The sequence below is a fragment of the Vibrio sp. SCSIO 43137 genome, assembly GCF_028201475.1.
Taxonomy (GTDB): Bacteria; Pseudomonadota; Gammaproteobacteria; order Enterobacterales; family Vibrionaceae; genus Vibrio.
Genome location: NZ_CP116383.1, coordinates 1,679,278 through 1,703,459, shown reverse-complemented (window position 1 = coordinate 1,703,459; position 24,182 = coordinate 1,679,278). Strand labels below are relative to the sequence as shown.

Below are 24,182 nucleotides of genomic sequence, written 5' to 3'. Positions count from 1 at the left end.
AACTAGGTTAGAATAGCGTTTTCTATCATGGAGTTAACCATTGCCTGAACTCAATATCACCATCTTCTACGCCATGACTTTTATCTTTCTCGGCGCTTTTGTTCAATCGACCATAGGTTTCGGACTCGCTATTGTTGCCGCGCCGTTGCTTATCCTCTTGTCGCCGGATTATGTGCCGGCACCAATAGTGATAGTGGCTCTGTTTATTTCTCTGTTTAATACTTTAAAAAACCGGGAAAACATACAGCTTGGCCGGCTGAAAAGTGCGTTAATAGCCAGGGTTCCCGGCTCTGTAATAGGTGGTGTGATATTAATGAACATCTCAGCCAGTCTGTTATCCCTATGGCTTGGTATCGCTGTGTTGCTATCCCTTGTGGTCAGTCTGCTCCCTTACAAACTGGAACCTACCCCGAACAGAATGGCAGTTGCAGGGTTTTTATCCGGTTTTATGGGCACAACATCCAGTATAGGTGGCCCTCCTATGGCCATACTGCTCCAGCATCAAGAGGCTGCCGCATTCAGAGGAAATCTTTCTGCATTCTTTCTGTTTAGTTCAGCAATTTCGTTAATTGTGCAGCTTTTTGCTGGTTATCTGACGGTAAAACATGTTCTGATTAGCCTGCCATTGCTACCGGCTGCATGGCTGGGATATCGTGCCGCTTTACTCTGTATTCCTTATGTATCAAAGGAAAAAATTCGCATAGCGGCATTGATTTTATGTTTAGTCAGCGGGACTAGTGCTATCTGGCAAAGTGGTTATTTCACTTCGCTCTGAAGAGGAATCTCTCTGGAGTGGAGTGGTGAACTCTCTTCAAGGATTTCCACCACTTCTGAACTGCTCTTTTCATGAATCATCAGGAACAACTTAAGAAATACGTCAGTTTTAACTTTCGCCGGCATAGTGTCATCGAACAGTAGCTGTACAATCTTGTCTCTAAGCATATTCACTTCATGCTCAACAAAACCACGCCCTTCGGTATCACCGGCATCGTCCTCAGGAGCATTATCAAACTCAAGGTTGATAAGTTCGCCGTCAAACTCAGCATTTATTAACTGCTCAGGCAGCCAGCTTTCACCGGTAACAATCTCTTTGTCGCCGTCAATGTCTGACAAAAATGCCATCAGTTCTGATGCTTTCATAGGTATTCTACTTCTTATTAATTTATTGGTATTTTAACGGCTAAACAGAGGAAAACCTTATAAGTAATCTCTGTTTTTCCGTAATAGTCTCTGAACAGATTGCTGTGGTACAATCGGCGCAATTTCAAGAACATTTCAAGAACTACGTAGGTATAGCTTTGACATCGTCACAGGCTGGCACACAAAATCAAAGTGCCGAAAATAATCATTCAGAAAAAAACAGTGCAAAACAGCTAACAGCAGCGTTAAAAGATTGTCTGATTAAAGACAGATTCAGGCTGCAAAAAAGAATCTCAGGTGCGAGTAAAATTAAAAAAGACGCATCGAGAAACGCCGTGTTTGATGAAATTGCGTTAGATATTGCAAAATCAATGATGGCAGTTCAAGAGAAATCGCAAAACAGAGTCAAAATAGAGTATCCCGATCAACTTCCTGTTAGTCAGAAACGTGACGACATAGCAAAAGCTATTGAAGAAAATCAGGTAGTTATCGTTGCCGGTGAAACAGGCTCGGGTAAAACCACTCAGTTACCGAAAATCTGTGCCGAACTTGGCCGCGGTAAGTTTGGTTTAATCGGTCATACTCAGCCAAGAAGGTTAGCAGCCCGTTCCGTTGCCAGCCGCATTGCCGAAGAGATGGAGACTAAACTTGGCGAGTTTGTCGGTTATAAAGTCCGTTTTAACGACCAGATATCTGATAATACCCAGATTAAGCTGATGACTGACGGTATTTTGCTGGCTGAGATTCAGCATGACCGTTTTCTTAACCAGTATGACACCATTATTATCGATGAGGCTCATGAACGAAGCCTGAATATTGATTTTATCCTTGGCTATCTGAAAGAGCTGTTACCTAAACGTCCTGACCTGAAGGTGATTATCACCTCGGCAACCATTGATCCGGAGCGTTTTTCTAAACACTTTTTTAATGCTCCTATTATCGAAGTGTCAGGCCGCACCTATCCGGTAGAAACCCGTTACCGTCCGTTAAGCTCAGACAACGCGGATGACAGAGATCAGCTTGAAGGCATTTTTGATGCGGTTGATGAGCTGTGCGATGAAGGTCTGGGTGATATTCTGATCTTTATGAATGGCGAACGGGAAATCCGCGATACCGCAGATGCATTAAACAAGCGTAACCTGAGAGGTACCGAGATTGTTCCTCTTTATGCCCGTTTGTCTGCCGGGGAACAAAATAAGATTTTCCAGCCGCACAGCGGCAGAAGGATAGTACTGGCAACAAACGTGGCGGAAACCTCGCTGACGGTACCGGGCATACGCTACGTTATTGACCCGGGTACCGCACGTATCAGCCGTTATAGCTACAGGACCAAGGTACAGCGACTACCAATTGAACCAGTTTCTCAGGCTAGTGCTAATCAGAGGAAAGGGCGTTGTGGCCGTGTTGCCGAGGGTATCTGTATACGTCTTTATTCGGAAGAAGATTTTCTCTCCAGAGCAGAATTTACCGATCCGGAGATTCTGCGTACTAACCTTGCTTCGGTAATTTTGCAGATGACGGCCATTGGTCTTGGTGACATACAGGCATTTCCTTTTGTAGAAGCGCCGGATAAACGTAACATTCAGGATGGTGTACGTCTGCTTGAAGAGCTGGGGGCATTTAACTCAGGTGCTAAAGACAGTAAGAAAAAGCTAACAACTATTGGGCGGAAACTTTCCCGTTTGCCAATTGACCCGCGTCTTGCCCGTATGGTAATTGAAGCGCCAAGATTTGGCTGTCTGAAAGAGATTATGGTGATTGCATCGGCGTTATCGATACAGGATCCAAGGGAAAGACCATCAGACAAGCAGCAATCGTCCGATGATAAACACAAACGTTTCTTCGATAAAGAGTCCGACTTTATTACTTTTGTAAACCTGTGGGACTACATCCAGAAGCAACAAAAAGCCTTATCTGGTAATCAGTTCCGTAAGCAGTGTAAACAGGACTACCTGAACTACCTGAGAGTGCGCGAGTGGCAGGATGTCTATTTCCAGATTCATCAGGCGATGAGAGAGATGGATACCAAGGTGAATGACGAGCCTGCAGGCTATCAGGGCATTCATAGTGCGCTGTTGGTGGGGCTTCTTTCTCATATCGGTGTTAAGGATCAGGAGAAGAACGAGTATCAGGGGGCGCGGAATGCACGGTTCCATATTTTTCCGGCATCTGGCCTATTTAAAAAGCAGCCTAAATGGATTATCTCCGCTGAGCTGGTAGAAACTTCCAGGCTATGGGGGCGCATTGTCGCTAAAATTCAGCCGGAATGGATTGAACCACTGGCAAAACACCTGATCAAGCGCAGTTACAGTGAGCCCCACTGGTCGAAGAAACAAGCCGCAGTTATGGCTTACGAAAAGGTGATGCTGTACGGCATTCCTGTGGTACCTAAGCGTCAGGTTAATTACGGTAGTATTGATCCTGTGGTGAGCAGAGAGATCTTTATCCGCTCAGCTCTGGTTGAAGGCGACTGGGAGACCCGCCATCAGTTCTTTAAGAAAAACCGTAAACTGCTGCGGGAAGTGGAAGAGCTGGAACATAAGTCACGACGTCGCGATATTCTGGTAGACGACGATGATCTGTTTGATTTTTACGACCAGCGGGTAGGGACGGAAGTTGTTTCCGGTCGTCATTTTGATAGCTGGTGGAAGAAGCAGAGTCAGTCTCAGCCTGATATGCTTAACTTTGATAAAGATATGCTGTTCCGCGGTGATGCCAGCCATGTAACGGATCTCGATTATCCTAATTTCTGGCATCAGGCTAACCTGAAGCTGAAACTCAGCTATCAGTTTGAACCGGGCGATGATAACGACGGGGTTACAGTTCATATTCCGCTGCCGATACTAAACCAGATCGATATGAGCGGCTTTGATTGGCAGATCCCGGGCCTGCGTCATGAACTGGTGGTCTGTCTGATTAAATCGTTGCCAAAAACGCTACGCCGTAACTTTGTACCTGCACCTAATTACGCTGATGCCTTTCTTGCCCGTGTTAATGCTATGGAAGCCCCGCTTCTCGACTCTCTTGAGAAAGAACTAAAGCGCATGACCGGTGTTGAGATCTACCGGGAGGACTGGAACCTTGAGCAAGTACCCGAGCACCTGAAAGTGACTTTCCGGGCAGTAGACCAGCATCGTCGTAAACTAAAAGAGCATAAAGATCTGCACGAGTTAAAAGAGAGCCTGAAAGAGAAGGTGCAGGAAACTCTTTCGCAAGTTGCCGATGATGATATCGAGCAGCAGGGGATACATACCTGGAGCTTTGGTGAACTGCCTAAGGTTTATCAGCAAAAGCGCGGTGGGTTTGATGTTAAAGCCTATCCGGCGCTGGTAGATAACCGTGACAGTGTTGAAGTGAAGCTGTTTGAAACCGAGCAAGAACAGATAAGTGCAATGGCAGCAGGTCAGAGAAGGCTTGTACTGCTTAATGTTCCTTCGCCAATTAAGTATCTGCACGCTAATTTGCCTAATAAGTCGAAGCTTGGCCTCTATTTCAACCCCTATGGCAAGGTAATGGATCTTATCGACGACTGTATTGCCTGTGGGGTAGATAAGCTGATAGAAGAGAAAGGTGGTCTGGTGTGGCAACCGGAACAGTTTGAGCAGGTGAAAGAGTATGTGAGGGCTGAGCTTGGCGATACTGTGGTTGATATTGCCAAACAGGTGGAAACCATTCTGACGACGGCATTCAATATCAATAAAAAGCTTAAAGGTAAAATCGATTTTACTATGGCGTTTGCCTTGTCAGATATTAAATCTCAGGTAGAAAACCTGATATTCAGAGGTTTTGCTACCGAATGTGGATGGCGCAAGCTACCTGATATTCTTCGCTATCTGAAAGCGATTGAGCGCAGAATGGAGAAGCTACCTATTGACCCGAACCGCGACCGCTTACATATGCTTAAAATCGAAGCTGTTTACCATGATTACAAGGAACTGTTAAATAAGATACCTAAAGGGATGCATATTCCTCTGGAGGTCAAAGAGATACGCTGGATGATTGAAGAACTAAGGGTAAGTTACTTTGCCCAGCAACTTGGTACTCCATATCCGGTATCAGATAAAAGGATTAAAAACGCAATTGACGCTATCTAGCAGAAAATTTGCATTCTCTACTAAACTTCTATTTGTGGGGCAGGAAATACCTGTAACAACATCTTATTAGGGAAGGTAGAGTATGAAAAAAACGTTAATTGCGCTAGTGTTAACCGGCTTTGCGAGCTCTGTATCCGCTGACGCTTTATTGTATGGCGGTGCCATGGTCGGGCAGTCTGAGTATGATGGTGATAATTCAACGGCTGCCAGTGCCTATATTGGTACAGGGATCTTACCTATTCTCGGAGTAGAAGGTGGCTATGCCGACCATGGCGAGTTTGAGTTTAAAGGCATAGCCGATGTTAAAGCCAACTCAGTTTTTATTGCACTGCGTCCCAGTCTCGATCTTGGCCCGCTGCACATATACGGCCGGGCCGGTGTTCACCGGTGGGATATCAGTGGCGGAAGGGATGACGACGGCGTTGATATGATGTTTGGCTTTGGTGTCGAGTATTTTACCATGGGGCCTATGGCTCTGGGGGCGGGATATCATGTCTACTCAACCGACGATGAAAACATTTCTAACCTGAACTTAAGTGCAACCATACATTTCTTTTGATTTACTTTTCTAATCCTGAAGCCGCCGTAATGGCGGCTTTTTGCTTGTTTTCATTGATGAAATCTAATTCTTTACTCTTGTAGTATTATGGAGTTTAATGTTACCTTGTAAAAAGGAGTGCATAAATACGCAGGAGGCGTTATGAAGGCAGAATACGATTTAATTGCTGAGCAGTGGCGTCAGATAAGGGTTAAGTTGCCGGAAAAAGATTTTTCTATGTTTAAACTTTTTTTATCTTATCTGAATAACGATGCAAAAGTGTTGGATCTTGGTTGTGGTCACGGAGTGCCTGTTGCCAGCCTGATCTCCTCATACGGTCATCAGATAGTTGGGGTGGATCGCTCAGAAAAATTACTCTCTCACGCTAAGAGCCTGATGCCCGAACACCAATGGGTGCTGAGTGATTTGGAGAGCTACCAGCCTGCAGAGCAGTTTGACGGTATTGTAATTTGGGACTCTATGTTTCACCTGCCAAGAACAGAGCATGTAAAGCTGATTGAGAAAGCTTACAAAGCATTGCGCTATGGAGGGGCAGTGATACTCTCCAGCGGAGGCTCAAATCACAATATCAGCCCCTTTACCGGTTCCATGTTTGATAAGGAGTTTTATTATGACTCTTTCACCATTTGCGACTTACTGGATCACTGCGAAGCGATAGGCTTCAGGGTTATTCAGAGTGAACTGGTTAATGAGCCAGATGGTGGCCGGGATAAAGGCCGCCTTGGTGTTATTCTGAAAAAGATCTGACATTACTCTGGGTTTACATATTGTATAGGTTATAAATGTTAACTATTGCAGCTTATTTTATTGATATTTGCTGGAATAGTTAACCATTGGTAACTATAATGGCTTATCTCAGATATCTCTCCGGTATCTTTTTTTAACTCACTTTTAGCCAGAAAACCTATGTCAGGAAACCTTCTTTCAGTCTCTGCATTTTTTCTATGGGGATTAATCCCTCTCTATTTTCAGTTTCTTCCTGATGCTAACGTCCTTGAGTTACTTTCCATAAGAATATTAGTTTCGATTCCTATCATGCTGCTGCTGATAAAATTATTGTCCGGCTCTGTGCGTACAATTTATCAGGCGTTAGAAAATAAAAGAGTGCTTCTCCTTTGCATGTTAGCAGGTGTCGTTAATACGGTTTCTCTTTACAGTATGACCTGGGCACTGACCAATAATGAAGTGCTGGCAGTGAGTATGGGCTACTTTATTAACCCAATCATATCCATCGTACTTGGGGTGATGTTTTTTAAAGATAACCTGACGCCGGCACAAAAGGCCGCGGTAGTATTTTCCTGTTGTGGTATTGCTTATCAGGTATTTTACTATGGTGAACTACCCTGGTTGTCACTCGTTATGGGTGGTGCTTTCGCTCTGTATGGCCTGATAAAAAAATACATTCCCCTAGACCCAATGACAACGACCTTATTCGAACTCATCAGCCTTATGCCTGCTGCTATGATGGTTATTTTGTGGGGAGTAAATCACTCTGACTCTATTCTGCTCTCTCCCGAAACCTCAGAAATATTGCTTTATCTCGGTGCTGCGCCCGTTACCTTGATTCCTCTGGTGCTGTTTGCTATGGCCGTTGAACGCACAACCCTGACGATGATTGGATTGATTCAGTATATCGAACCGAGTCTGCAGTTTATTCTTGCTGTACTTGTATTCGGTGAGTTGTTTGATATGGCAAAATTTATTAGTTTCAGCTGTATCTGGCTCGGCCTGTTTTTAGTCAGTGTAGAAGCACTGTCCCGAAAAAGAGCAAAGAAATTTAGCAGAGCAACTGAGTAGCTATTACTGTAAATTTTAATAATCTGACTCAATATGTTCATTCGCCGATTCGTGTATGCTGGCTTATTAATTACCTAATGCAGATAACAGACTCAGAGCGTTAATTTGTAAACAGGCCACTGAAAAGATAGGCTTTTATAACAAAAGAATCGCGTTAGTCTTTAGTGAAAGTAACAGCGAGTATCAGGAGCAGTAAGTTATGCAATATTATTGGAGAGAGCTTCGCAGTCGTATGATCGTTTGTCTGCTCACTTCTGCAATTGCTTTTTCTGGTCTCGCCGATGCTGAGCCATTGAAACTGGAGCTATACACAGAAGAGTTTCCGCCACTTCAGGTTCAGGTCGAGGGAAAACCCGCCGGCTATGTTGTTGATTTCGTCAAAGCCATCGTTGAAGATGCTGCAGCATCTGTACCGGTTCAGATTAATAAAACCCATTTTGTACCTTGGAAAAGAGCCATCAGAGCGACACAAATGGCTGATAATGTGCTCTATTTCTCCATTCTGCGTACCCCGTCAAGAGAAGATAAGTATCACTGGATAGGTGAGATCTCGCCTTACAGCATGGCTCTTTACCGGCACACAAACGGGCCGGACGTTGCCCCTTCGAACCTGGAAGATATAAAACAATATCGTTTTGGTGCCCAGTCAGGGAGTGCCTTTGAAGAGCTTCTGATTAAGAAAGGGATCAGCAATATAATGTCTGTTACTTATGGCCGTCGCTCAATCCTTCTGCTGGAGGGGAAACGGATAGACTTTGCACCATTAGTTTCTTCCAGTTATTTCTACCGGATGGAGCAGTATGGGTTTGATCCGGCTCGGTTTAAACCCGTACTTGAAATCGAAGAGCTATCTCACTCGCTTTGGCTGGTAGCCAGTAAGAGAATGCCTGAGCCGGTCGTAGAGCAGCTTAAACTCAGCTACAGAAAACTTTATGACCAAGGGCTTTTATCCCGTTTAATCGAAAGCTATCAGCCTCATAGTGAGTTAATGTTGAAATACCGCAAACAGAAAACGGCTTCACGTTAACTTAGTCCACCAGAGAGCTTCTGTTTTTGATGTATTTTGGTAGCGTTACCTGCCAACGTTTAAGCTCACTACGGCTAAACATAATATTTCCCTTATCCGGTACGGTAAATAATGGGATGTTGCCACTTTCAAGCATATCATTGGCTGCAATAGCCGCATTGGCGCCTTGTTCATAACCACTAATAACCATACCCCCTAACGCTTTTCCTTTTCCTACCCGGTTACTCCAGAAAGTGAAGATGGGCACAATACTGTTCAGACTGGTCCAGCGGTAAATTTCCTTATCGGAAATTTGTGTTTGCCCCGGATTTTTAAGGGTAGAAAAGCTACCGATTAACACTGCATCATAGTGTTGCGGAGACAACTTACTAAACTTCTCTTTCCAAGATTCCAGAGTTTCGGCCATATAGACATCGAGCTTTATACCATTGATAGTATGAGAGGTTTTTTCATTTAGTGTCTGTTGATAGAAGTTACTTGATGTGGTTCCGTTATCCATCACAAGAAGTACCCTACGGTTTTTCATTGTAAGCACTTTAGAAATCAGTGCGACGTTTTGCTTCAGAAGGGGACGCTCAAAAATTCCGGCTACTTTAGCCGGAATAATCTTATTGCGAAAATAGATGGCCGGATCATTGTTAATGCCCATAAACAGCAGTGGATAACCGGCATCGGTTATACGCTGACCAAGATACTTAAGGGCATTGTCATCCATAGTAATGATAAGATCAGGATTACCGACAATGAGTTTAGACCAGATTTTATCTGCCCGCGTTGCAAATTGTGAAGGCGGGATTCGCTTGGTATCCATTTCAAAGTAATGAACTTGATATCCGTCAGCAAGGTTTTCCTCAAAGCCTAAGCGGTTGGCTGCTGTCCAGGCAAAACTACCATGGTAACTATCTACAACATAGATAGTTTTTGCATAAAGACCAGATGCTGAAAATAGCAGAAGAGCTGTATAAATGCCGTACCGGAAAAGTATTTTATGCATTGCGCCCGACTCACTTTTGTTATTAATAAGGTTAAAATGCAATTCGTAGCAGTACTTCTAATAAAAAGTATAGCAAACTACAGGAGAACCATGAGCCGGGGCTATTATAGGTAAATCAGACCTTAAAGTATGAAAGCTCAGATTTCTGAGTATCTGACATACGCGACAATTCTGTTGAAGCCTGAAGTATCTGATGTACCGCTTCTACATTCTCTTGCACTAAATCATAAGTACGATTAACATTGCGTGAAATCTCCTCAGTAACGCTATGTTGTTGCTGAGAAGCCGTCGCGACAAGGGTATTCATCTGTGAAATAGATTCAACAGAGTCTGAGATATTGCCGAAGGCAAGCTGAATGGTATCTGCAAGGACGACAGAGTCAGCTATCAAGGCCAGGTTATCTGCCATATTATGGTTCGCTTTGTCAGAGTGCTGCTGCAGTTTCTCAATGATCGACTGAATGTTGGCGGTAGATTGCTGAGTCTTAGACGCCAAAGCTCTTACTTCATCGGCCACTACCGCAAAACCCCGTCCATGTTCTCCTGCACGTGCTGCTTCAATAGCCGCATTTAAAGCCAGTAAGTTAGTTTGTTCAGAGATGGAGTCGACAACTTCGGTAACGGAACCTATTTCGATAGCGAAGTCTCTAAGCTGCGTTATCAGTTCAGCCGTTTCATTAACTGATGCGTTAATCTTATTAGATAGCTTAATGTTCCGTTGCAGGGTGGTGATACCTTCCTGTACTTCTTGTTGTGCTTTACGGTTTTTCTCCTCTGCTATTGCTGCGTTATCGCTTACCTCAAGAGAAGTTGACGACAGCTCTGTAATCGCTGTAGATATCTGCTCGACCTGATTCAGCTCTTGTTTGGCATTGTCCAGTGAGCTTTGCATCGTGGTACATAACTGGTGAGAGGAGGCGGCAATATTCTCGGAGATCTTATGGGAGTTGTTGATCAAGGAGGAAAGCTTACCGGAAAGATTGATAACAGAGGCATAAATACCGCTGCGATGGCCGCTATTGTGACTTTGAAATGAAAGCTGTCCGTCTGCCATATTCTCCATCAAAGCTTCAATTTCCCTGGGCGCTCCACCGACAGGCTGCAGTACCAGACGGTTAATCACATACATTGCTACGATTCCCGTTAGCCCGAGGCATATAAGAGTAATCAAAACTGAATGAATAAGCTGTTCTGATGCGGCACTCTCTATAACTTGATCTTTTTCAAAGGTCCCTATACTCCAGCCGTTAATATCAAAACTGTCCCAGAAGGCAGTAAAGTCTATACTGTCTCCTTTATGATTAACGGTATAGTTTAGCTCTGGCATGCTTTTGCTGAAGTTTGCGTACTGGTTACGCACATCGCTAATCTTCTTTCCTTTAAGCTCAGGGTAGGGGGAGATTAAAATAGTGCCGTTTTTGCTATACAGGAACAGGTTCTCAGGTTGATTATCCTGTGCAATAACCGAGTTCAGAAATGCTGAAGTTCCTACAGCTACTGAGTCAGTCAGCTTCTGAACAATAATGATGATCTCTTTACCTGTAAGGGCTGATGTTATCGGTTCTGAAACAAAGAAATCCTCCCCCTGCTGAAATATCGCCCTGTAATAGGATCGGTTCAGTTTTTTTACGTTATAACCGAGTAGCTTGCCGTTTTCATTAAAAACATCTCCGTCCTTGTTAAACACACGGATCCCCTGACTAATCTCTTTATAAGCACGGCTAAGGGGCTGAAGTTGTTTTATTAGTTGTTCAGACAGTCGGTTATCTTCAATGTCTGAACTTGAGGCAGATATAGCGGAAAGGGCCTGTTTGTAGCCACTAAAGCGCTCTTCGAGAACGGATTTAAAGGAGTGACTTTGCTGTCTGAGAAGCTCTTTGCTCAACTGTATGCTTTCAGCACTAAAGGATTGATGATTAAGGAATATAATGGTTGAAACAACCGAAATAAGAATGATACTTAATGAACTTAAAATTTGAAATTTAAACTTCTTCATTTGCGAGTACCGGACAGGTTATCGTTATTATTACGCTGAAGCTAATTCAGCGCCCATCGGTATCATGAAGCAGGTTAATAATAAAAAAAATGCTATTAATGCAAGTTCTGTTGAGAAAAGTGCATCACAGAAAAAGGCCTGACAATGTCAGGCCTTTTGAATGTTGTTTTTGCTGTTTATCGTTACTCAGTCATTGCGCGGGCTACCGCTTCAGCAACACGGATACCATCGATCCCTGCCGACAGGATTCCGCCAGCATAACCTGCGCCTTCACCGGCAGGATAAAGACCCGGGGTACTGATGCTCTGAAAATCTTTACCACGCTTGATACAGATAGGAGAAGATGTACGGGTTTCAACGCCTGTCAGCATGCCGTCCGGTTTTGAGAATCCTTTGATTTTCTTTTCAAACGCTGGAATCGCTTCACGGATGGCTTCAGTAACATAGTCCGGTACTACTTTACTAAGATCAGCAAGGGTTATACCCGGTGTATAAGACGGCTGAACCTCCCCAAGCTCTTTACTTGATTTCCCTGCCAGGAAGTCACCAATTAACTGGGCTGGCGCATGGTAGTTTTCGCCACCTTCTTTAAAGGCTAAGGCTTCCAGTTTACGCTGGAACTCAATCCCGGCTAACGGGTGGCCCGGGTAATCCTCTTCAGGGGAGATACCGACCACAATGGCACTGTTAGCATTTCGTTCATGTCGCGAGTACTGGCTCATACCGTTTGTTACTACGCGCCCCTCTTCAGACGTGGCTGCAACCACAGTTCCTCCCGGGCACATACAGAAACTATAAACACTACGCCCGTTCTTACAGTGATGCACCAGTTTATAGTCAGCGGCACCCAGCAAAGGGTGACCCGCATTGTCACCAAAACGGCAACGGTCAATAGCACTCTGTTCATGCTCTATACGGAAGCCCACTGAAAATGGTTTTGCTTCCATATAGATACCTTGCTCATACAGTGAGCTAAACGTATCACGGGCACTATGACCAACAGCAAGGATAACGTGGCGGCTTTTCAGGTACTCACCATTTGATAGATGCAGGCCCTGAACCCGATTATCGACAAGATCGAGTTTATCGACACGGGTACTAAAGTGGATTTCACCACCCAGTTCGATGATTTTTGCCCGCATTTTCTCAATCATGCCGACCAGCTTAAACGTACCAATATGTGGCTTGCTCACATATTGAATCTCTTCCGGTGCACCGGCTTCAACAAACTCATTAATGACTTTGCGGCCATAGTGATTTGGATCTTTGATTTGGGTATAAAGCTTGCCGTCTGAGAAGGTACCAGCGCCGCCTTCACCAAATTGCACATTTGACTCAGGATTCAGTGGCTGTTTGCGCCAGAAACCGAAGGTATCTTTTGTACGCTCACGCACAGCCTTACCACGTTCAAGAACAATTGGTTTAAAGCCCATCTGCGCCAAAATAAGGGCAGAGAATAGTCCGCAAGGACCAAAACCGATAACTACCGGTCGCTCCTCTAATTGCTCAGGTGCCTGCGCAACAAACTTATAGCTCATATCCGGCGTCTCTTTAACGCGGTGATCATCAGCAAACTTTTCAAGAAGCTCTGACGGCTTGTCTACCTCAACATCAAGGGTGTAGATAAGCTGAATGTTTTTGTTATTACGGGCATCGTAACCACGTCTGAACATAGTAAAGGACAACAGTCGCTCTTTTTTAATTTTTAGTTTTTTCAGAATGGCTTGTTCGAGTGCAAGCTCATCGTGATCGAGGGGCAGTTTGATGTCTGTTAAACGTAGCATAGATAAATGTCTCTTTTATATGCCGGACGGCCTTTCCGTCAGGGCAGGATAAGATCGAAGTACGAAATTAAGGGTTGGATTTTACACGATATCACTAACAAAGAAACTTGTGTTTTGAGGGGTATTCTTTAAAATCACGCCACACTCGATAAATGAAGAAATAGCGTTTAAATGACTTTTGTAGTGACAGAGAACTGCATCAAATGTAAGTACTCCGACTGTGTAGCAGTTTGCCCGGTCGATGCCTTTTTTGAAGGTCCCAATTTTTTAGCGATCGATCCGGATATCTGCATCGATTGCTCCCTGTGCGCACCTGAATGTGCGGCTGATGCCATTTATCAGGATACGGAAGTGCCTTCCGATCAGATTGAGTTTATTGAGCTTAATGCAGAACTTTGTAAGATTTGGCCTAATATTACCGAGGTAATACCAGCACCCGAAGATGCAGATGAGTGGAATGGCGTAGAGAACAAACGTCCATTACTTGAAAAATAAAGGCTTGAAAAATAAAGGCTGGAAAAGTAAGCCGGAAAAATAAATCAAAAACGTCAGGTAAAATTTCTCCCCTCAGCACATCTATTAAAGGAAATAAATTTAACGAAATAGATGCAAAAGGGGAGTTAATTGACCCGAGTTAGCCTTTAAATCCTTTGCCGACCACATATACCTCACGGGAACGTGGGCGTGAAGCCGCAGGCTTACGGATAATTACCTTGTTAAATGAAGTGCGGACATCTTTTACATACTCTTCGTAACCAACGCCCTGAAAAACCTTAGCGCAAAAGTTGCCACCCGGCTTAAGCACATTACGCGCCATATCCAGAGCAAGCTCAACCAGATACATTGAGCTGTACTGGTCGGTGGTTTTTACGCCGCTCATGTTGGGAGCCATATCAGAGATAACGACATCAACCCCTTTGCCGTCGATGGTTTGCAAAATACGCTCGTAAACCGCTTCATCGGTAAAGTCGCCTTGAATAAAGGTGACACCCATCAGGCCATCCATAGGCAAAATATCTGAGGCGATAACCTTACCGTTATCTCCGACAAGAGGAGCAACAATCTGCGACCAGCCACCCGGTGCTGAACCAAGATCCATAGCGATATCGCCCGGTTTTATAAGCTGATCTTTTTCGTTAATTTCGATTAGCTTATAACTTGCCCGCGAGCGATAACCGTCGGCTTGAGCTTTTTTTACATAAGGATCGTTTACGTGTTCATCGAGCCATTTTTTGCTGGTTTTTGAACGTGCCATAGGTTATTCGCCATATTGGTAAAATTTAAGGAGCGCTATTGTAATCGTGTCCTGTTGATTTGCCAATATCTGCAGAGTTGGGGTGGTGACATTTTACCGGACAAAAGAGTACAATCGCCGGCGAAGAAATAGCAAGCCACATAAAACCGGACAATATATGAAACTGGATAATGCAAAGAAGCTGCATCAAAAAAAATATCGTGAACAATTTGGTCACTATTTAGTTGAAGGGGAACACCTGATCCTCGAGCTGGATAAAGCAGCGCAGACGCAGCCCTATCTTAAAGAGACCATTTTATATGTAACTGAAGAGTATCAGGCGTGGGCAGAGCAGCTTACTCATTCGTACTCGATTACTGTTATTAATAAGAAACAGATGGCCGGACTAAGTGATACTAAAACGCCACAAGGCATTATCGCCTGCGTTCCTTTACCCGCTAAAACAGAGAGCGCGCCTCTGCAAGAAGGTGAGCGCTGCATCTACTTACATGAGGTACAGGACCCAGGAAATCTGGGGACCATTTTACGTAGCCTTGCCTGGTTTGGTCACTTTCGCTTGCTATTAAGTAACAACAGCGTTGATCCCTATAACCCTAAAGTGGTTCGTTCTAGCATGGGTGCCATTTTTCATCTGCCTGTAGAGCAAGGGATTGAGCTTACTGAACTTAATCAACGCTTTGATCGTTTTGCCTATCTGGATATGCAAGGGGATAAAGTCAACTCTTGCCAGTTTTCTGATTATGAATGCTATCTGTTTGGTAATGAAGCCCGTGGCGTACCTAAGCAAGCATTAGCCGACTGTAATGCTCAGCCTTTTACTATCGCAGGTAGCGGTAAGATAGACTCACTAAACCTTGCCAGCGCAGTGAATATCTGTGCTTATCAGTTGTCCATATAAACTGGTCATCACGCCAGATCGTAATTTGATTACGTTATATAAAGGCTGAACCAGAAACTAGGCCAGCCTTTGTTACCAATAATCTTGTGAACCATATATTTAACCTGATAGGGATAAATTGAGGCTATATTTGATCTCTAAACAGTGTTGGCATAAAATTTTTGTGTAACTTTTAGCGAGGTCACTATGAATAAGACTCATACCATGTCACAACGTGCAGCAAAAGATAGCCTTGGTAATCCTGATGCCTTTAAAGGTGGCTGCGTTATAACAAAAAATGGCAGTGCTGAACTGTATATCCAAACGGCGGAAGAAAGAGAACAGGAAGAGCGGGTTATTCATGCTGAGCGACAAGCAAATGCGCTATTGAAGTTAGCTATGATGGCCAAAGAAGACGTTTCTGCTGGTAGGGTTCATTCAAAAAAAGAAGTATTAGAACGCCTTCGCGAAGCAAGGAGCTAACACTTGGAAGTCATCTTCACTGAAATGGCGGTTAACTGTTTGTTGGAAATAGAATCCCTTGCAGTTGAGAACCATTCCTAACAGCAAGTCGCAGCGTTTACTGACGGTTTAGTAAATCGGAATTATGATGCTATCTCAGAAAACCCGGAACGGTACAGATATAACGCTACGTTGCTAGATTTCGGAATCAAGTTTCAGGAAAGGTTAGAGAGTTCGTATCGATGTCTCTATGAAGTAATCGATGACAAAGCCTATGTGATGCTAATTTTGCATACGAAACAAGATTTAATTAGTGCTCTATATCGGCACCAAATCATCAAAGACTTAAATTAATTAGATATGGAATTATAGCGGGAACAGTCAGGCTGTTCCCGCACTAGGTTATAGATAACGACTTGTTAAATGTTTCTGGAAGTAATCGGCATTCAGAGTTTCACCTGTCGCCGCTTTTACTAAATCATCTGTTTGCAGCAGGCTTGCTTTACTCCAGATATTTTCAGACAACCAGTTAAAGATCGGAGAAAGATCTTTCGAGGCGATCGCTGATTCTACATCAACAGTTTTGCGCATGGCCGCCATAAACTGAGCTGCATACATAGCACCAAGTGTGTAGCTAGGGAAATAGCCGAAAGCGCCGTCTGTCCAGTGGATATCCTGCATACAGCCATTCTTATAGTTATCTTTGGTGGTTAAGCCAAGATAAGATTGCATTTTCTGATCCCACAACTCAGGAACGTCTTTGTAGTCAATCACACCGTTGATCAGGTCGCGTTCAATCTCATAGCGCAGAATGACGTGAGCAGGGTAGGTGAGCTCGTCAGCATCAACGCGGATAAATCCTTTTTCTACCCGGGTGTATAGCTTTTTAAAGTTGTCCGCGGAGAAAACAGCGTCACTCTCAGTACCGAACGCATTAGCCGCCATATGAGCCAGATGGTTGATAAAGGTGTCGTTTCTGCCTACCTGCATCTCGAAAAACAGTGACTGTGATTCGTGAATACCCATTGAGCGCGCTTCACCAACAGGTAGACCAGCCAGAGACTTAGGCAAACCTTGTTCATAACGGGCATGGCCGGTTTCATGTACGGTTCCCATCAGTGACTGGATAAAGTCCTTTTCATCGTAACGGGTAGTAATACGGACATCCTGAGGCACACCACCACAGAAAGGGTGAACACTTTCGTCCAGTCTGCCGTGGGTGAAGTCAAACTTAAGAAGCTTCATGACTTCTAAGCCTAACTCCTTCTGTTTTGCCGCCGGGTAGTGGCCTTGCGGCAGAAGAATCTGTTGCTGATTCTGCTTGTCGATCACTTGATCGATTAATCCCGGTAACCACTGTTTTACATCAGCAAACAGGGTATTCAGTGAAGCACTGCTGGTGCCGGCTTCGTATAGATCAAGCATTGCGTCATAGGCAGAAAGGCCTGATGCTTCAGCGCGAATCGTTGCTTCTTCCTTGGATAAAGCAACCACTTCTTTCCAGTTTTCAGCAAAACCCTGCCAGTTATTTTCGCCACGTTGGCTACGCCATGCGTGCTCGCATTTTGAACCTGCCAGAGATTTCTTCTGTACCAGTTCTTCTGGTAATACGTTGGCTTGTTGCCAGCCGCGTTTTAATTCGCGCAGGCTTGCCTGCTGTTCAGAGTTAAGCTCTTCTTGTTCTGCTTTATCGAACCACTCAGCCAATTGAGGTTCTGTCATTAACTTATGGATATGAACCGAAAGCTCGGCCATCGCTTCAGAGCGCGCCTGATTACCGCCTGAAGGCATAACCGCGGCCTGATCCCAGCCGCAGATGGCAGCCAGATGATTAAAGTGTGAGATTTTTTTTGAATGCTCAGTTAGCTTTTGATAAGCCTGCATAACTTATTATTCCATTTGCAAAAAAAGCTATTTTAGCACTGAAATCAGTAAAGTCTCAGATTATCGGCATGTAAATAGGCTGCCGGAACTATTGGTTTATCAAAGGAATGTTGATATAAGGAGAATAAAGGGAAAGCATTACAGAGGATCTATTTTTGCACATTGTTAATTTTGAGGCGTTCTTAATCGCCATAACTATTCTTACTGTCACTCCCGGTCTGGACACCGCCGTTATCATCAGAAATTCCAGCCGTTCCGGGGCGAAGGACGGCTATATTACCAGTCTGGGTATCTGTTCAGGTCTTTTTGTTCATGCAACATTTTCGGCAATTGGGGTTTCCGCTATTTTGCTGCAATCGGCTGAAGCTTTTCAGGTGATGAAGTGGATAGGGGCGGCTTATCTGATCTGGCTTGGCATTTCAGGATTAAAATCGACATTCCGCGGTAACAATAAACTTAACGTTGAAGTGACTCAGCAGAGACAGTTTGATGCTAAACGATCTCTGCGTGAAGGTTTTCTGTCTAATGTGTTAAACCCGAAAACGGCGGTTTTTTATCTGGCCTTTCTTCCTCAGTTTATTGACCCTAATTACTCGCCGTTTATTCAGTCTCTGACCATGGCGGGTATTCACTTTGTTATTTCCATGGCGTGGCAGTGTGCTCTGGCCGGTACTGTAGGCTCTGCCACTAAACTGATTAAGAACAGCGCTTTTCTTAACTGGATGGAAGGAATCACAGGTACTGTTCTGATTGCATTGGGCGTTAAGTTGATTTTGGAAGAACCGCCGACAACCTGATTCTTATCACCAATAAAAAAGGCCCGTTACTGACAAAATGACGGGCCTTTTTGCTTGCTTATTCAACCTTAACTGTGCTGGAAGGAAAGCTCTTCTTCACTTTCTGTATCGATATCGAAGAATCGTTTTGTCTCTTCGATGACTACATGACGAAGGGCAATCAGACCAATCAGGTTTGGTACCGCCATCAGCCCGTTTACGATATCAGCAATCAGCCAAATCATATCTAAGTGAAGGAATGCGCCGGATGCCACCAAAGCAAGGAAAATAATCTTGTACGGCAGCACCGCTTTGGTTCCCAGCAAGAATACCACACAACGTTCACCGTAGTAGTTCCAGCCAAGAATGGTAGTAAAGGCGAAGAACATAAGACCGATAGAAACCAGCATAGGGCCGAAAGTATCGGAGTTCAGGCCAAGTTCAAAAGCGTAGGTGGTCATTTCTGCGCCGGCGTAATTACTCTGCCATGCACCTGTCATAATTAGCGCAAGGCCGGTCATGGTACAGATGATAATGGTATCAAAGAAGGTCCCTGTCATTGAGATTAGACCCTGACGGACACAAGAGTCGGTCTTCGCTGCCGCTGCGGCCATTGGCGCACTACCCAGACCGGATTCGTTAGAGAATACACCGCGGGCGATACCAGACTGAATTGCCAGCATTATCGACGCACCTAAAAATCCACCCGTTGCTGCGGTAGAAGTAAAGGCAGATACCACAACCAGCTCAATGGCTGCCAGCAGTTGATCTGCATTGCTTACCAGAACCATCAGGCAGGCGATAACGTAGAACACCGCCATGGCAGGAACCACTTTGCCGGCAACTTTTGCGATAGATTTAATACCGCCAATGGTGACAAATGCGACCAGCAGAGTCAGTACAACAGCAGAAACATCACGCGATACACCAAATGAAAGTTGAGAGGCGTCCAGAATGGCGTTTACCTGTGGGAAGGTACCGATACCAAAACAGGCAACACCAAGGGCAAAAATCGCAAACATGGTTGCCAGAACTTTAGAACCGACACCGTACTGCAGGTAGTACATAGGACCGCCGACCATCTGACCTTTGTCATCAGTTTTACGGTATTTTACCGCCAGCAGACATTCGGCGTACTTAGTTGCCATTCCAAACAGGGCAGCAAGCCACATCCAGAACAGTGCTCCCGGACCTCCAAGTTTAATTGCGGTTGCAACACCAACAATATTACCTGTACCAATGGTGGCAGAAAGTGCTGTACAAAGAGCGGCAAAGCTGGATACGTCACCCTGACCTTTGTTTTTATCCGAGCGGGAAAAAACCAGAGCTAACGCTGTTGGCAGGTGCCTGAACTGAAGTAAGCCCAGACGAAAAGTAAAGTAAACACCGGTTCCGACCAGCAGAATCAGTAGTGGTGGTCCCCAGACAAAACTGTCTATGGTTTGAAGTAGAGATTGAAAATTATTCATTGCTTTCCCCTTAATAAAACAAAAATTTAAGGAGAAGAGGGAAAGACCGGTGATAGATCACCAGATATAACTAAATTGGGCAAAAATAGGTTGTAACTTTCCACTCCTCTGTCCTTTTGCCTGAGAGTTTGACCTGTATAAACAAGCTTGCTCCTTCGGCGACCGATTAAACGGTTCTCTCCAGAGGTTCCTCCAACTACAGTCCTCACCGCGCGTGCGGCACCTGAAAGATTAAACGAATTAAGTTACTTCGCTGTGCTTCTTCGGCAGACAAAACACTCAAATAGGGTGCGTTGTCTTTCTCCTATAGTCTTCATCGGAACTGATTAACTTTACAAAATTAATCAAGGCAGCATATGTTACATAAAAAGTTAGCTATGACAAGATTAAATACTAATATTAATTAAAGGGTTAGCTGATGTGCGGCGTTAATAATATGTAAACTGCAATAATTGTTTACAGGAAATGGAGCAGCGCGGGGATTTTTTTTGCTGCATTGTTGTGTGCTTGTTTGCTGCATATGCCTTCGTATTCGACGGGAGTGCAAGGTTTTAGCCTGTTTATTATGCACTGTAGAATTGAAATGTAGTCAGGGTTGCAAAGTAACAGATGATTTACATCTGATGAATATCTCATCAGAAAGAAATAGATAATTTTTTACAATGGGTTGATATTGCCGGTTAGATTTAAACATTACTTAAGACAAACTTAGCAATCCTTTGATATTTAATGCTATAAATACAAAGTGCCATTTCAGAATATGGTCTGAATGTTGCTAGACGTTATGTACGGAGGTTATATGACCAGACTTGTTGCAATCGCAGCCTTTATTGCGTTGTCGGTATTTTTGTTTCGTTACCGTACCAATAAAAATGTCCAGCAAGGCGTCACCATAGCATTTTTGTGCGGCCTCGCTATATATACCATTTTAATCGTAATTAGTGAGCTATCCCGTTAAGTTAGGAGTAGGTAAGTAGTGAATAATGAAGACCAGCCTTTGGATCAAGACGAAAACGTTGTTGTTATTGAGGAGCGGGATAGTAAAAATATCCTTTATATCGCAACGGCGGCTGTGTTGGGTCTGGCAATGGGTGGATTGATTGGTTCGTATGCAACCAATAGCAAATGGCAGTCTGCCTATATTTCACTTGAGGCAAAAATCGAGTCTATTAAGAGTGAAAAAGAGCAAATCGTCACTGAAAAAGTGATTCAGATAGAGCAAAAACAAGAGAATATCGATCAGCTAATCGAACAGAGAGTATCTGAACAAATTGATGTAATGACTGAAGATTTTCAGCAGAAACTCGCTCAGTCAGGCGCTATGGTCACTGAACTGGAAAAACTTAATATAGAGCTGGAAGAGCGGGTTCAGGCTCAGCAGAAACAGATAGATGAGCAAATTGGTCAGCTAAGCTCACTTAATCGTCAGAGCGACCTACAAACTGCCGTACTTGAGCGTTCGCGTGAGCTCTTCCAGCGGGAGTTTAGTATAAAGCAGCAACTCGCCAAGCTTCAGGAAGAGCGTGAAGCCTTAGCCCCTAAACTGGAAACCTATAAGAAGCAGTGTGATATCTATCTTGAAGGAAAGTCCTGGGACGCATCGTCTAAGTCCTGTGACCAGCAGGATGCAGTAAACTCTGAACTAAGTCAGATAGATCAAATGATTGAAGTTCATAAGCTGGATTTAAGAGAAATCAAACAAATTTCTGAACAGATGGGTTTGTAAAAACTCCTCAACAAAATACAAAACAATAAAGGGGCATGATGCCCCTTTATTGATCTGCTAGCTCTGTACTTGTCTAAATTTTCTGTCAGCAAAATAAGCCAAAACTCCCCAGCTTAAGCACTGTATCCACATCAGGCCATATTGCTTAATGACTTGCGATAAATCTGCACCCATCTGATTTATCTTGACGAAGCTCTGTATCGCAGGAGTAGAAGGGAACAGGTTGGATAATGCAATCAAAGGGGTTGGGACACTTTCAAGCGGCCATATAAACCCTGCGATGAATATTAGTGGCATTGAACTTATTAACACCACAAAGGTTACCAGTTCTCTTCTTGGTAATAGTGTTCCAAGTAACGAACCGATAAAACTGCTGGTCAGCAAAAAGGGCAGAAGCAGCATTAATAAGGTTTCAGGCTCTGCCAGGCGGCTTATATGGTAGTAATCAAAACTAAAGCCAAAGTAATACATGGAGAGGAAGTAGTAGATAAAAACAAAGATCAGGCTTCTTACCAACAACAGCTTTAAGTGAGGTACTTTACTCCAGTATCCAAGACCATATTTCTGAGTTCCTCCCATAAGGCCGACGCCCATAATCAGGGTTTGCTGGAGAATTAGTACAAATACCGCCGGAACAACATAATCTACATAACCAATAGTTGGGTTAAAGGTCGGTTTTAAATTTACCGAGCTTGCTGAGAACTGCTGCTGGGCAGCAGAGAGGGGGCTGCCTTCCATTAAAAGCTTGGTGACTTTTGCCTTGGCAGCAAGAGTTCCGCTCGCTTTCGCCAGTCCTTCGACTACTGTTCCGTAAACAAGGAAATAAGCGGAATCTCCGGCAAAGGCCAGTGTCGGGCTTTTGCCAAGTAGCAGGTCACGGTAAAAGTGTTTAGGTATAAACAGTATTCCTTTGGCCTCTCCTTTTAGAAACAGTTGCTTCGCCTCTTCAAGTGTATGACGTCTGTGAGTGATTTTAACCTGAGGAGTGGCATCAACCATCCTTTCCAGCTGCAAACTGGTCAGGCTTTTATCCTGATTAACCACCACAATTTCCTGTTCTCGCGGAGTCTGATGAGAGTAGGGCAAAGGATACAAAAATGAGTAGAACACGACACCGGCAAACAGAGTCAGGACAATCACCGGATTAGTGAAAATCCCTTTGAACTCATTTTTAATCAGTTCAACACTGTTCATTCTGAGCCCCCCGATTTTGCTAAGTGTCTGCTAATGAGAGGGACGCACAGTAGCAGGGGAATAAGATAGCCGGCCATTGACGGAGTAAGGTCACTAATGGTTTGCCATGGTGTGACATTGTAACTAACCTGACTTATCTGAGCTTCGATATAGTGACTGGCCGGAAGAAGGCTTCGCCACCATTGTGCCAGTGAGCCCATATCGCTGACAGGGAATGTCACCCCGAGAAAGGCGAAGCTGGGAGCGGTAAATGCACCGGCGAAACTCATCGCTCTTGCGGGGTCAAGGGTAAGAAAAAAGAAGAACGCCCCCATAGCCATACTAGCCAGTATGGTAAGAAACTGGGCGTAAATCAGCGGAGCCAGTGTCCCCTCAAATGGAAAATCGAGACCGATATAAAACCACAGCAAAAAACCAATTCCCATCAGCATATAAAATGGCAGGTAGAACAGAATAAAACAGAAACAAGACTTTGCCTTTGAGCCCCCCAGCATTCCTTCTAAACCGTAGATTCTGTGATTGGCTGTCAGAGCCAGTATGGTTCCGGTAACAATAAAAATCTGCCACAAAGCCGGAACTATTGCCGTTACCAAAAACTGAGCGTAGTTGCCGTTTCGGTTAAACAGGGGAGTTATCTGGTTGCGTACTGCAACGGTTTTGGCAACAGCAGAGCTTGATGTGGTGTTACCTTTGGCCAACTGTTTTAAAGCTCCGACTTTTGCATTAAAGGTTCCGTGAGCCTGCAAAACAGCAGAATTAATCAGCTTGCCAACCAGAATATACTGGCTGTTATAGAAGACAGATACCTGCGGGTCCAGCCCGAGACGGATATCGCGGTCAAAGTTTCGCGGGATAACCATATAGGCATACACTTTATCGGTAATTAGCTGATTTTTTGCCTGAGCGACGTCAGTAAAGGATTCCTCTACCTTGAGGGACGCAGTGGCGTCTATTTCCCTGACAAGGGTTCTAGACAAACTACTTTTCTGCAGGTCAACAATGCCAACGGGAAGATCCCGGGCGATCCCCTGCGAAAAAATCCACCACATAGTGAGGGCGAGGATAAGAGGAATCCAAGTCAGGCAGGAGAGCAGCCATTTATCGCTGCTGATCACATGCCACTGGGATGGTTTTTGATTAAGCTGCAT

Annotated in this window: 21 protein-coding genes and 1 riboswitch; of the genes, 12 read left to right on the top strand and 9 right to left on the bottom strand. The window is 44.3% G+C overall.

Annotation, left to right across the window (positions count from 1 at the left end; genetic code table 11):
• The first annotated feature begins 40 nt into the window (after window positions 1-40).
• Window positions 41-775 carry a sulfite exporter TauE/SafE family protein gene (locus PK654_RS07970; protein ID WP_443088702.1) on the top strand — a complete coding sequence of 245 codons (735 nt, stop codon included), beginning with the start codon at window positions 41-43 and terminating at the stop codon, window positions 773-775.
• Here PK654_RS07970 and PK654_RS07965 read toward each other — a convergent pair.
• Window positions 757-1,140 (bottom strand): hypothetical protein, encoded by a 384-nt coding sequence (locus PK654_RS07965; protein ID WP_271694983.1) that lies wholly within the window; start codon window positions 1,138-1,140, stop codon window positions 757-759. The genes PK654_RS07970 and PK654_RS07965 overlap by 19 nt on opposite strands.
• Window positions 1,141-1,298: 158 nt before the next feature.
• On the opposite strand from PK654_RS07965, the gene hrpA reads away from it, so the two are divergent.
• The 5 genes from hrpA (at window position 1,299) to PK654_RS07940 (ending at window position 8,617) form a co-directional block, all read left to right on the top strand.
• Entirely contained in the window at window positions 1,299-5,234 is a 3,936-nt protein-coding gene (gene hrpA / locus PK654_RS07960; protein ID WP_271694982.1) for an ATP-dependent RNA helicase HrpA, read from the top strand.
• Between the two features lie 82 nt (window positions 5,235-5,316).
• Complete coding sequence (locus tag PK654_RS07955) at window positions 5,317-5,793, top strand: outer membrane beta-barrel protein (protein ID WP_271694980.1); 477 nt, start codon at window positions 5,317-5,319, stop codon at window positions 5,791-5,793.
• Window positions 5,794-5,934: 141 nt separating this feature from the next.
• On the top strand, window positions 5,935-6,540 hold the full coding sequence (locus PK654_RS07950) for a class I SAM-dependent methyltransferase (RefSeq protein WP_271694979.1): 606 nt from the start codon (window positions 5,935-5,937) through the stop codon (window positions 6,538-6,540).
• Window positions 6,541-6,699: 159 nt separating this feature from the next.
• Window positions 6,700-7,590: an EamA family transporter RarD gene (gene rarD, locus PK654_RS07945; RefSeq protein ID WP_271694978.1), complete on the top strand. Its 891-nt coding sequence runs from the start codon at window positions 6,700-6,702 to the stop codon at window positions 7,588-7,590.
• A 199-nt stretch (window positions 7,591-7,789) separates the two neighbouring features.
• Window positions 7,790-8,617, top strand: coding sequence for a substrate-binding periplasmic protein (locus PK654_RS07940; protein WP_271694977.1), 828 nt, complete (start codon window positions 7,790-7,792; stop codon window positions 8,615-8,617).
• Window position 8,618: 1 nt separating this feature from the next.
• On the opposite strand, the gene PK654_RS07935 is transcribed toward PK654_RS07940, so the two are convergent.
• The 3 genes from PK654_RS07935 to PK654_RS07925 all read right to left on the bottom strand — a co-directional run bounded on the left by PK654_RS07935 (window position 8,619) and on the right by PK654_RS07925 (window position 13,391).
• Window positions 8,619-9,611 carry an ABC transporter substrate-binding protein gene (locus PK654_RS07935; protein ID WP_271694975.1) on the bottom strand — a complete coding sequence of 331 codons (993 nt, stop codon included), beginning with the start codon at window positions 9,609-9,611 and terminating at the stop codon, window positions 8,619-8,621.
• A gap of 115 nt (window positions 9,612-9,726) precedes the next feature.
• Window positions 9,727-11,607, bottom strand: a complete 1,881-nt coding sequence (locus PK654_RS07930) for a methyl-accepting chemotaxis protein (RefSeq protein WP_271694974.1) — start codon at window positions 11,605-11,607, stop codon at window positions 9,727-9,729.
• 182 nt (window positions 11,608-11,789) lie between these two features.
• A complete protein-coding gene (locus PK654_RS07925; RefSeq protein WP_271694972.1) occupies window positions 11,790-13,391 on the bottom strand; it encodes an NAD(P)/FAD-dependent oxidoreductase in 1,602 nt (533 codons plus the stop codon).
• Window positions 13,392-13,562: 171 nt separating this feature from the next.
• On the opposite strand from PK654_RS07925, the gene fdxA reads away from it, so the two are divergent.
• The gene (gene fdxA / locus PK654_RS07920; protein ID WP_271694971.1) at window positions 13,563-13,886 is read left to right on the top strand and encodes a ferredoxin FdxA; all 324 of its coding nucleotides are present in this window, start codon (window positions 13,563-13,565) and stop codon (window positions 13,884-13,886) included.
• 139 nt (window positions 13,887-14,025) lie between these two features.
• Here the strand turns inward: fdxA and rlmE are convergent, their stop codons facing one another.
• On the bottom strand, window positions 14,026-14,646 hold the full coding sequence (gene rlmE, locus PK654_RS07915; RefSeq protein WP_271694970.1) for a 23S rRNA (uridine(2552)-2'-O)-methyltransferase RlmE: 621 nt from the start codon (window positions 14,644-14,646) through the stop codon (window positions 14,026-14,028).
• A gap of 157 nt (window positions 14,647-14,803) precedes the next feature.
• Here rlmE and PK654_RS07910 point away from each other — a divergent pair, with 157 nt between their 5' ends.
• Complete coding sequence (locus tag PK654_RS07910; protein WP_271694968.1) at window positions 14,804-15,544, top strand: TrmH family RNA methyltransferase; 741 nt, start codon at window positions 14,804-14,806, stop codon at window positions 15,542-15,544.
• A 186-nt stretch (window positions 15,545-15,730) separates the two neighbouring features.
• Entirely contained in the window at window positions 15,731-16,006 is a 276-nt protein-coding gene (locus PK654_RS07905) for a hypothetical protein (protein ID WP_271694967.1), read from the top strand.
• Between the two features lie 381 nt (window positions 16,007-16,387).
• On the opposite strand, the gene PK654_RS07900 is transcribed toward PK654_RS07905, so the two are convergent.
• Window positions 16,388-17,869: a carboxypeptidase M32 gene (locus PK654_RS07900; RefSeq protein ID WP_271698735.1), complete on the bottom strand. Its 1,482-nt coding sequence runs from the start codon at window positions 17,867-17,869 to the stop codon at window positions 16,388-16,390.
• A gap of 155 nt (window positions 17,870-18,024) precedes the next feature.
• Here PK654_RS07900 and PK654_RS07895 point away from each other — a divergent pair, with 155 nt between their 5' ends.
• The gene (locus PK654_RS07895; protein ID WP_271698734.1) at window positions 18,025-18,666 is read left to right on the top strand and encodes a LysE family translocator; all 642 of its coding nucleotides are present in this window, start codon (window positions 18,025-18,027) and stop codon (window positions 18,664-18,666) included.
• 68 nt (window positions 18,667-18,734) lie between these two features.
• Here PK654_RS07895 and PK654_RS07890 read toward each other — a convergent pair whose 3' ends face one another.
• Complete coding sequence (locus tag PK654_RS07890) at window positions 18,735-20,114, bottom strand: alanine/glycine:cation symporter family protein (protein WP_271698732.1); 1,380 nt, start codon at window positions 20,112-20,114, stop codon at window positions 18,735-18,737.
• Between the two features lie 98 nt (window positions 20,115-20,212).
• A riboswitch (glycine riboswitch) is annotated at window positions 20,213-20,308 on the bottom strand.
• Window positions 20,309-20,913: 605 nt separating this feature from the next.
• Here PK654_RS07890 and PK654_RS07885 point away from each other — a divergent pair.
• Complete coding sequence (locus PK654_RS07885) at window positions 20,914-21,072, top strand: hypothetical protein (protein ID WP_271698730.1); 159 nt, start codon at window positions 20,914-20,916, stop codon at window positions 21,070-21,072.
• Window positions 21,073-21,090: 18 nt separating this feature from the next.
• Window positions 21,091-21,840 (top strand): chromosome partitioning protein ParA, encoded by a 750-nt coding sequence (locus PK654_RS07880; protein WP_271698729.1) that lies wholly within the window; start codon window positions 21,091-21,093, stop codon window positions 21,838-21,840.
• A gap of 57 nt (window positions 21,841-21,897) precedes the next feature.
• On the opposite strand, the gene PK654_RS07875 is transcribed toward PK654_RS07880, so the two are convergent.
• Together PK654_RS07875 and PK654_RS07870 are read right to left on the bottom strand one after the other, a co-directional pair.
• The gene (locus PK654_RS07875; protein ID WP_271698728.1) at window positions 21,898-23,034 is read right to left on the bottom strand and encodes an ABC transporter permease; all 1,137 of its coding nucleotides are present in this window, start codon (window positions 23,032-23,034) and stop codon (window positions 21,898-21,900) included.
• Window positions 23,031-24,182, bottom strand: coding sequence for an ABC transporter permease (locus tag PK654_RS07870; protein ID WP_271698726.1), 1,152 nt, complete (start codon window positions 24,180-24,182; stop codon window positions 23,031-23,033). Before PK654_RS07870 ends, PK654_RS07875 begins: the two co-directional genes overlap by 4 nt.

What these genes read in the sequence shown, in the direction of transcription:
- PK654_RS07965 (WP_271694983.1), bottom strand. Translation starts at nt 1,140, where the DNA reads ATGAAAGCATCAGAACTGATGGCATTTTTGTCAGACATTGACGGCGAC.
- PK654_RS07955 (WP_271694980.1), top strand. Translation starts at nt 5,317, where the DNA reads ATGAAAAAAACGTTAATTGCGCTAGTGTTAACCGGCTTTGCGAGCTCT.
- PK654_RS07950 (WP_271694979.1), top strand. Translation starts at nt 5,935, where the DNA reads ATGAAGGCAGAATACGATTTAATTGCTGAGCAGTGGCGTCAGATAAGG.
- rarD (WP_271694978.1), top strand. Translation starts at nt 6,700, where the DNA reads ATGTCAGGAAACCTTCTTTCAGTCTCTGCATTTTTTCTATGGGGATTA.
- PK654_RS07940 (WP_271694977.1), top strand. Translation starts at nt 7,790, where the DNA reads ATGCAATATTATTGGAGAGAGCTTCGCAGTCGTATGATCGTTTGTCTG.
- PK654_RS07935 (WP_271694975.1), bottom strand. Translation starts at nt 9,611, where the DNA reads ATGCATAAAATACTTTTCCGGTACGGCATTTATACAGCTCTTCTGCTA.
- PK654_RS07930 (WP_271694974.1), bottom strand. Translation starts at nt 11,607, where the DNA reads ATGAAGAAGTTTAAATTTCAAATTTTAAGTTCATTAAGTATCATTCTT.
- PK654_RS07925 (WP_271694972.1), bottom strand. Translation starts at nt 13,391, where the DNA reads ATGCTACGTTTAACAGACATCAAACTGCCCCTCGATCACGATGAGCTT.
- fdxA (WP_271694971.1), top strand. Translation starts at nt 13,563, where the DNA reads ATGACTTTTGTAGTGACAGAGAACTGCATCAAATGTAAGTACTCCGAC.
- rlmE (WP_271694970.1), bottom strand. Translation starts at nt 14,646, where the DNA reads ATGGCACGTTCAAAAACCAGCAAAAAATGGCTCGATGAACACGTAAAC.
- PK654_RS07910 (WP_271694968.1), top strand. Translation starts at nt 14,804, where the DNA reads ATGAAACTGGATAATGCAAAGAAGCTGCATCAAAAAAAATATCGTGAA.
- PK654_RS07905 (WP_271694967.1), top strand. Translation starts at nt 15,731, where the DNA reads ATGAATAAGACTCATACCATGTCACAACGTGCAGCAAAAGATAGCCTT.
- PK654_RS07900 (WP_271698735.1), bottom strand. Translation starts at nt 17,869, where the DNA reads ATGCAGGCTTATCAAAAGCTAACTGAGCATTCAAAAAAAATCTCACAC.
- PK654_RS07890 (WP_271698732.1), bottom strand. Translation starts at nt 20,114, where the DNA reads ATGAATAATTTTCAATCTCTACTTCAAACCATAGACAGTTTTGTCTGG.
- PK654_RS07885 (WP_271698730.1), top strand. Translation starts at nt 20,914, where the DNA reads ATGACCAGACTTGTTGCAATCGCAGCCTTTATTGCGTTGTCGGTATTT.
- PK654_RS07875 (WP_271698728.1), bottom strand. Translation starts at nt 23,034, where the DNA reads ATGAACAGTGTTGAACTGATTAAAAATGAGTTCAAAGGGATTTTCACT.
- PK654_RS07870 (WP_271698726.1), bottom strand. Translation starts at nt 24,182, where the DNA reads ATGCAGCTTAATCAAAAACCATCCCAGTGGCATGTGATCAGCAGCGAT.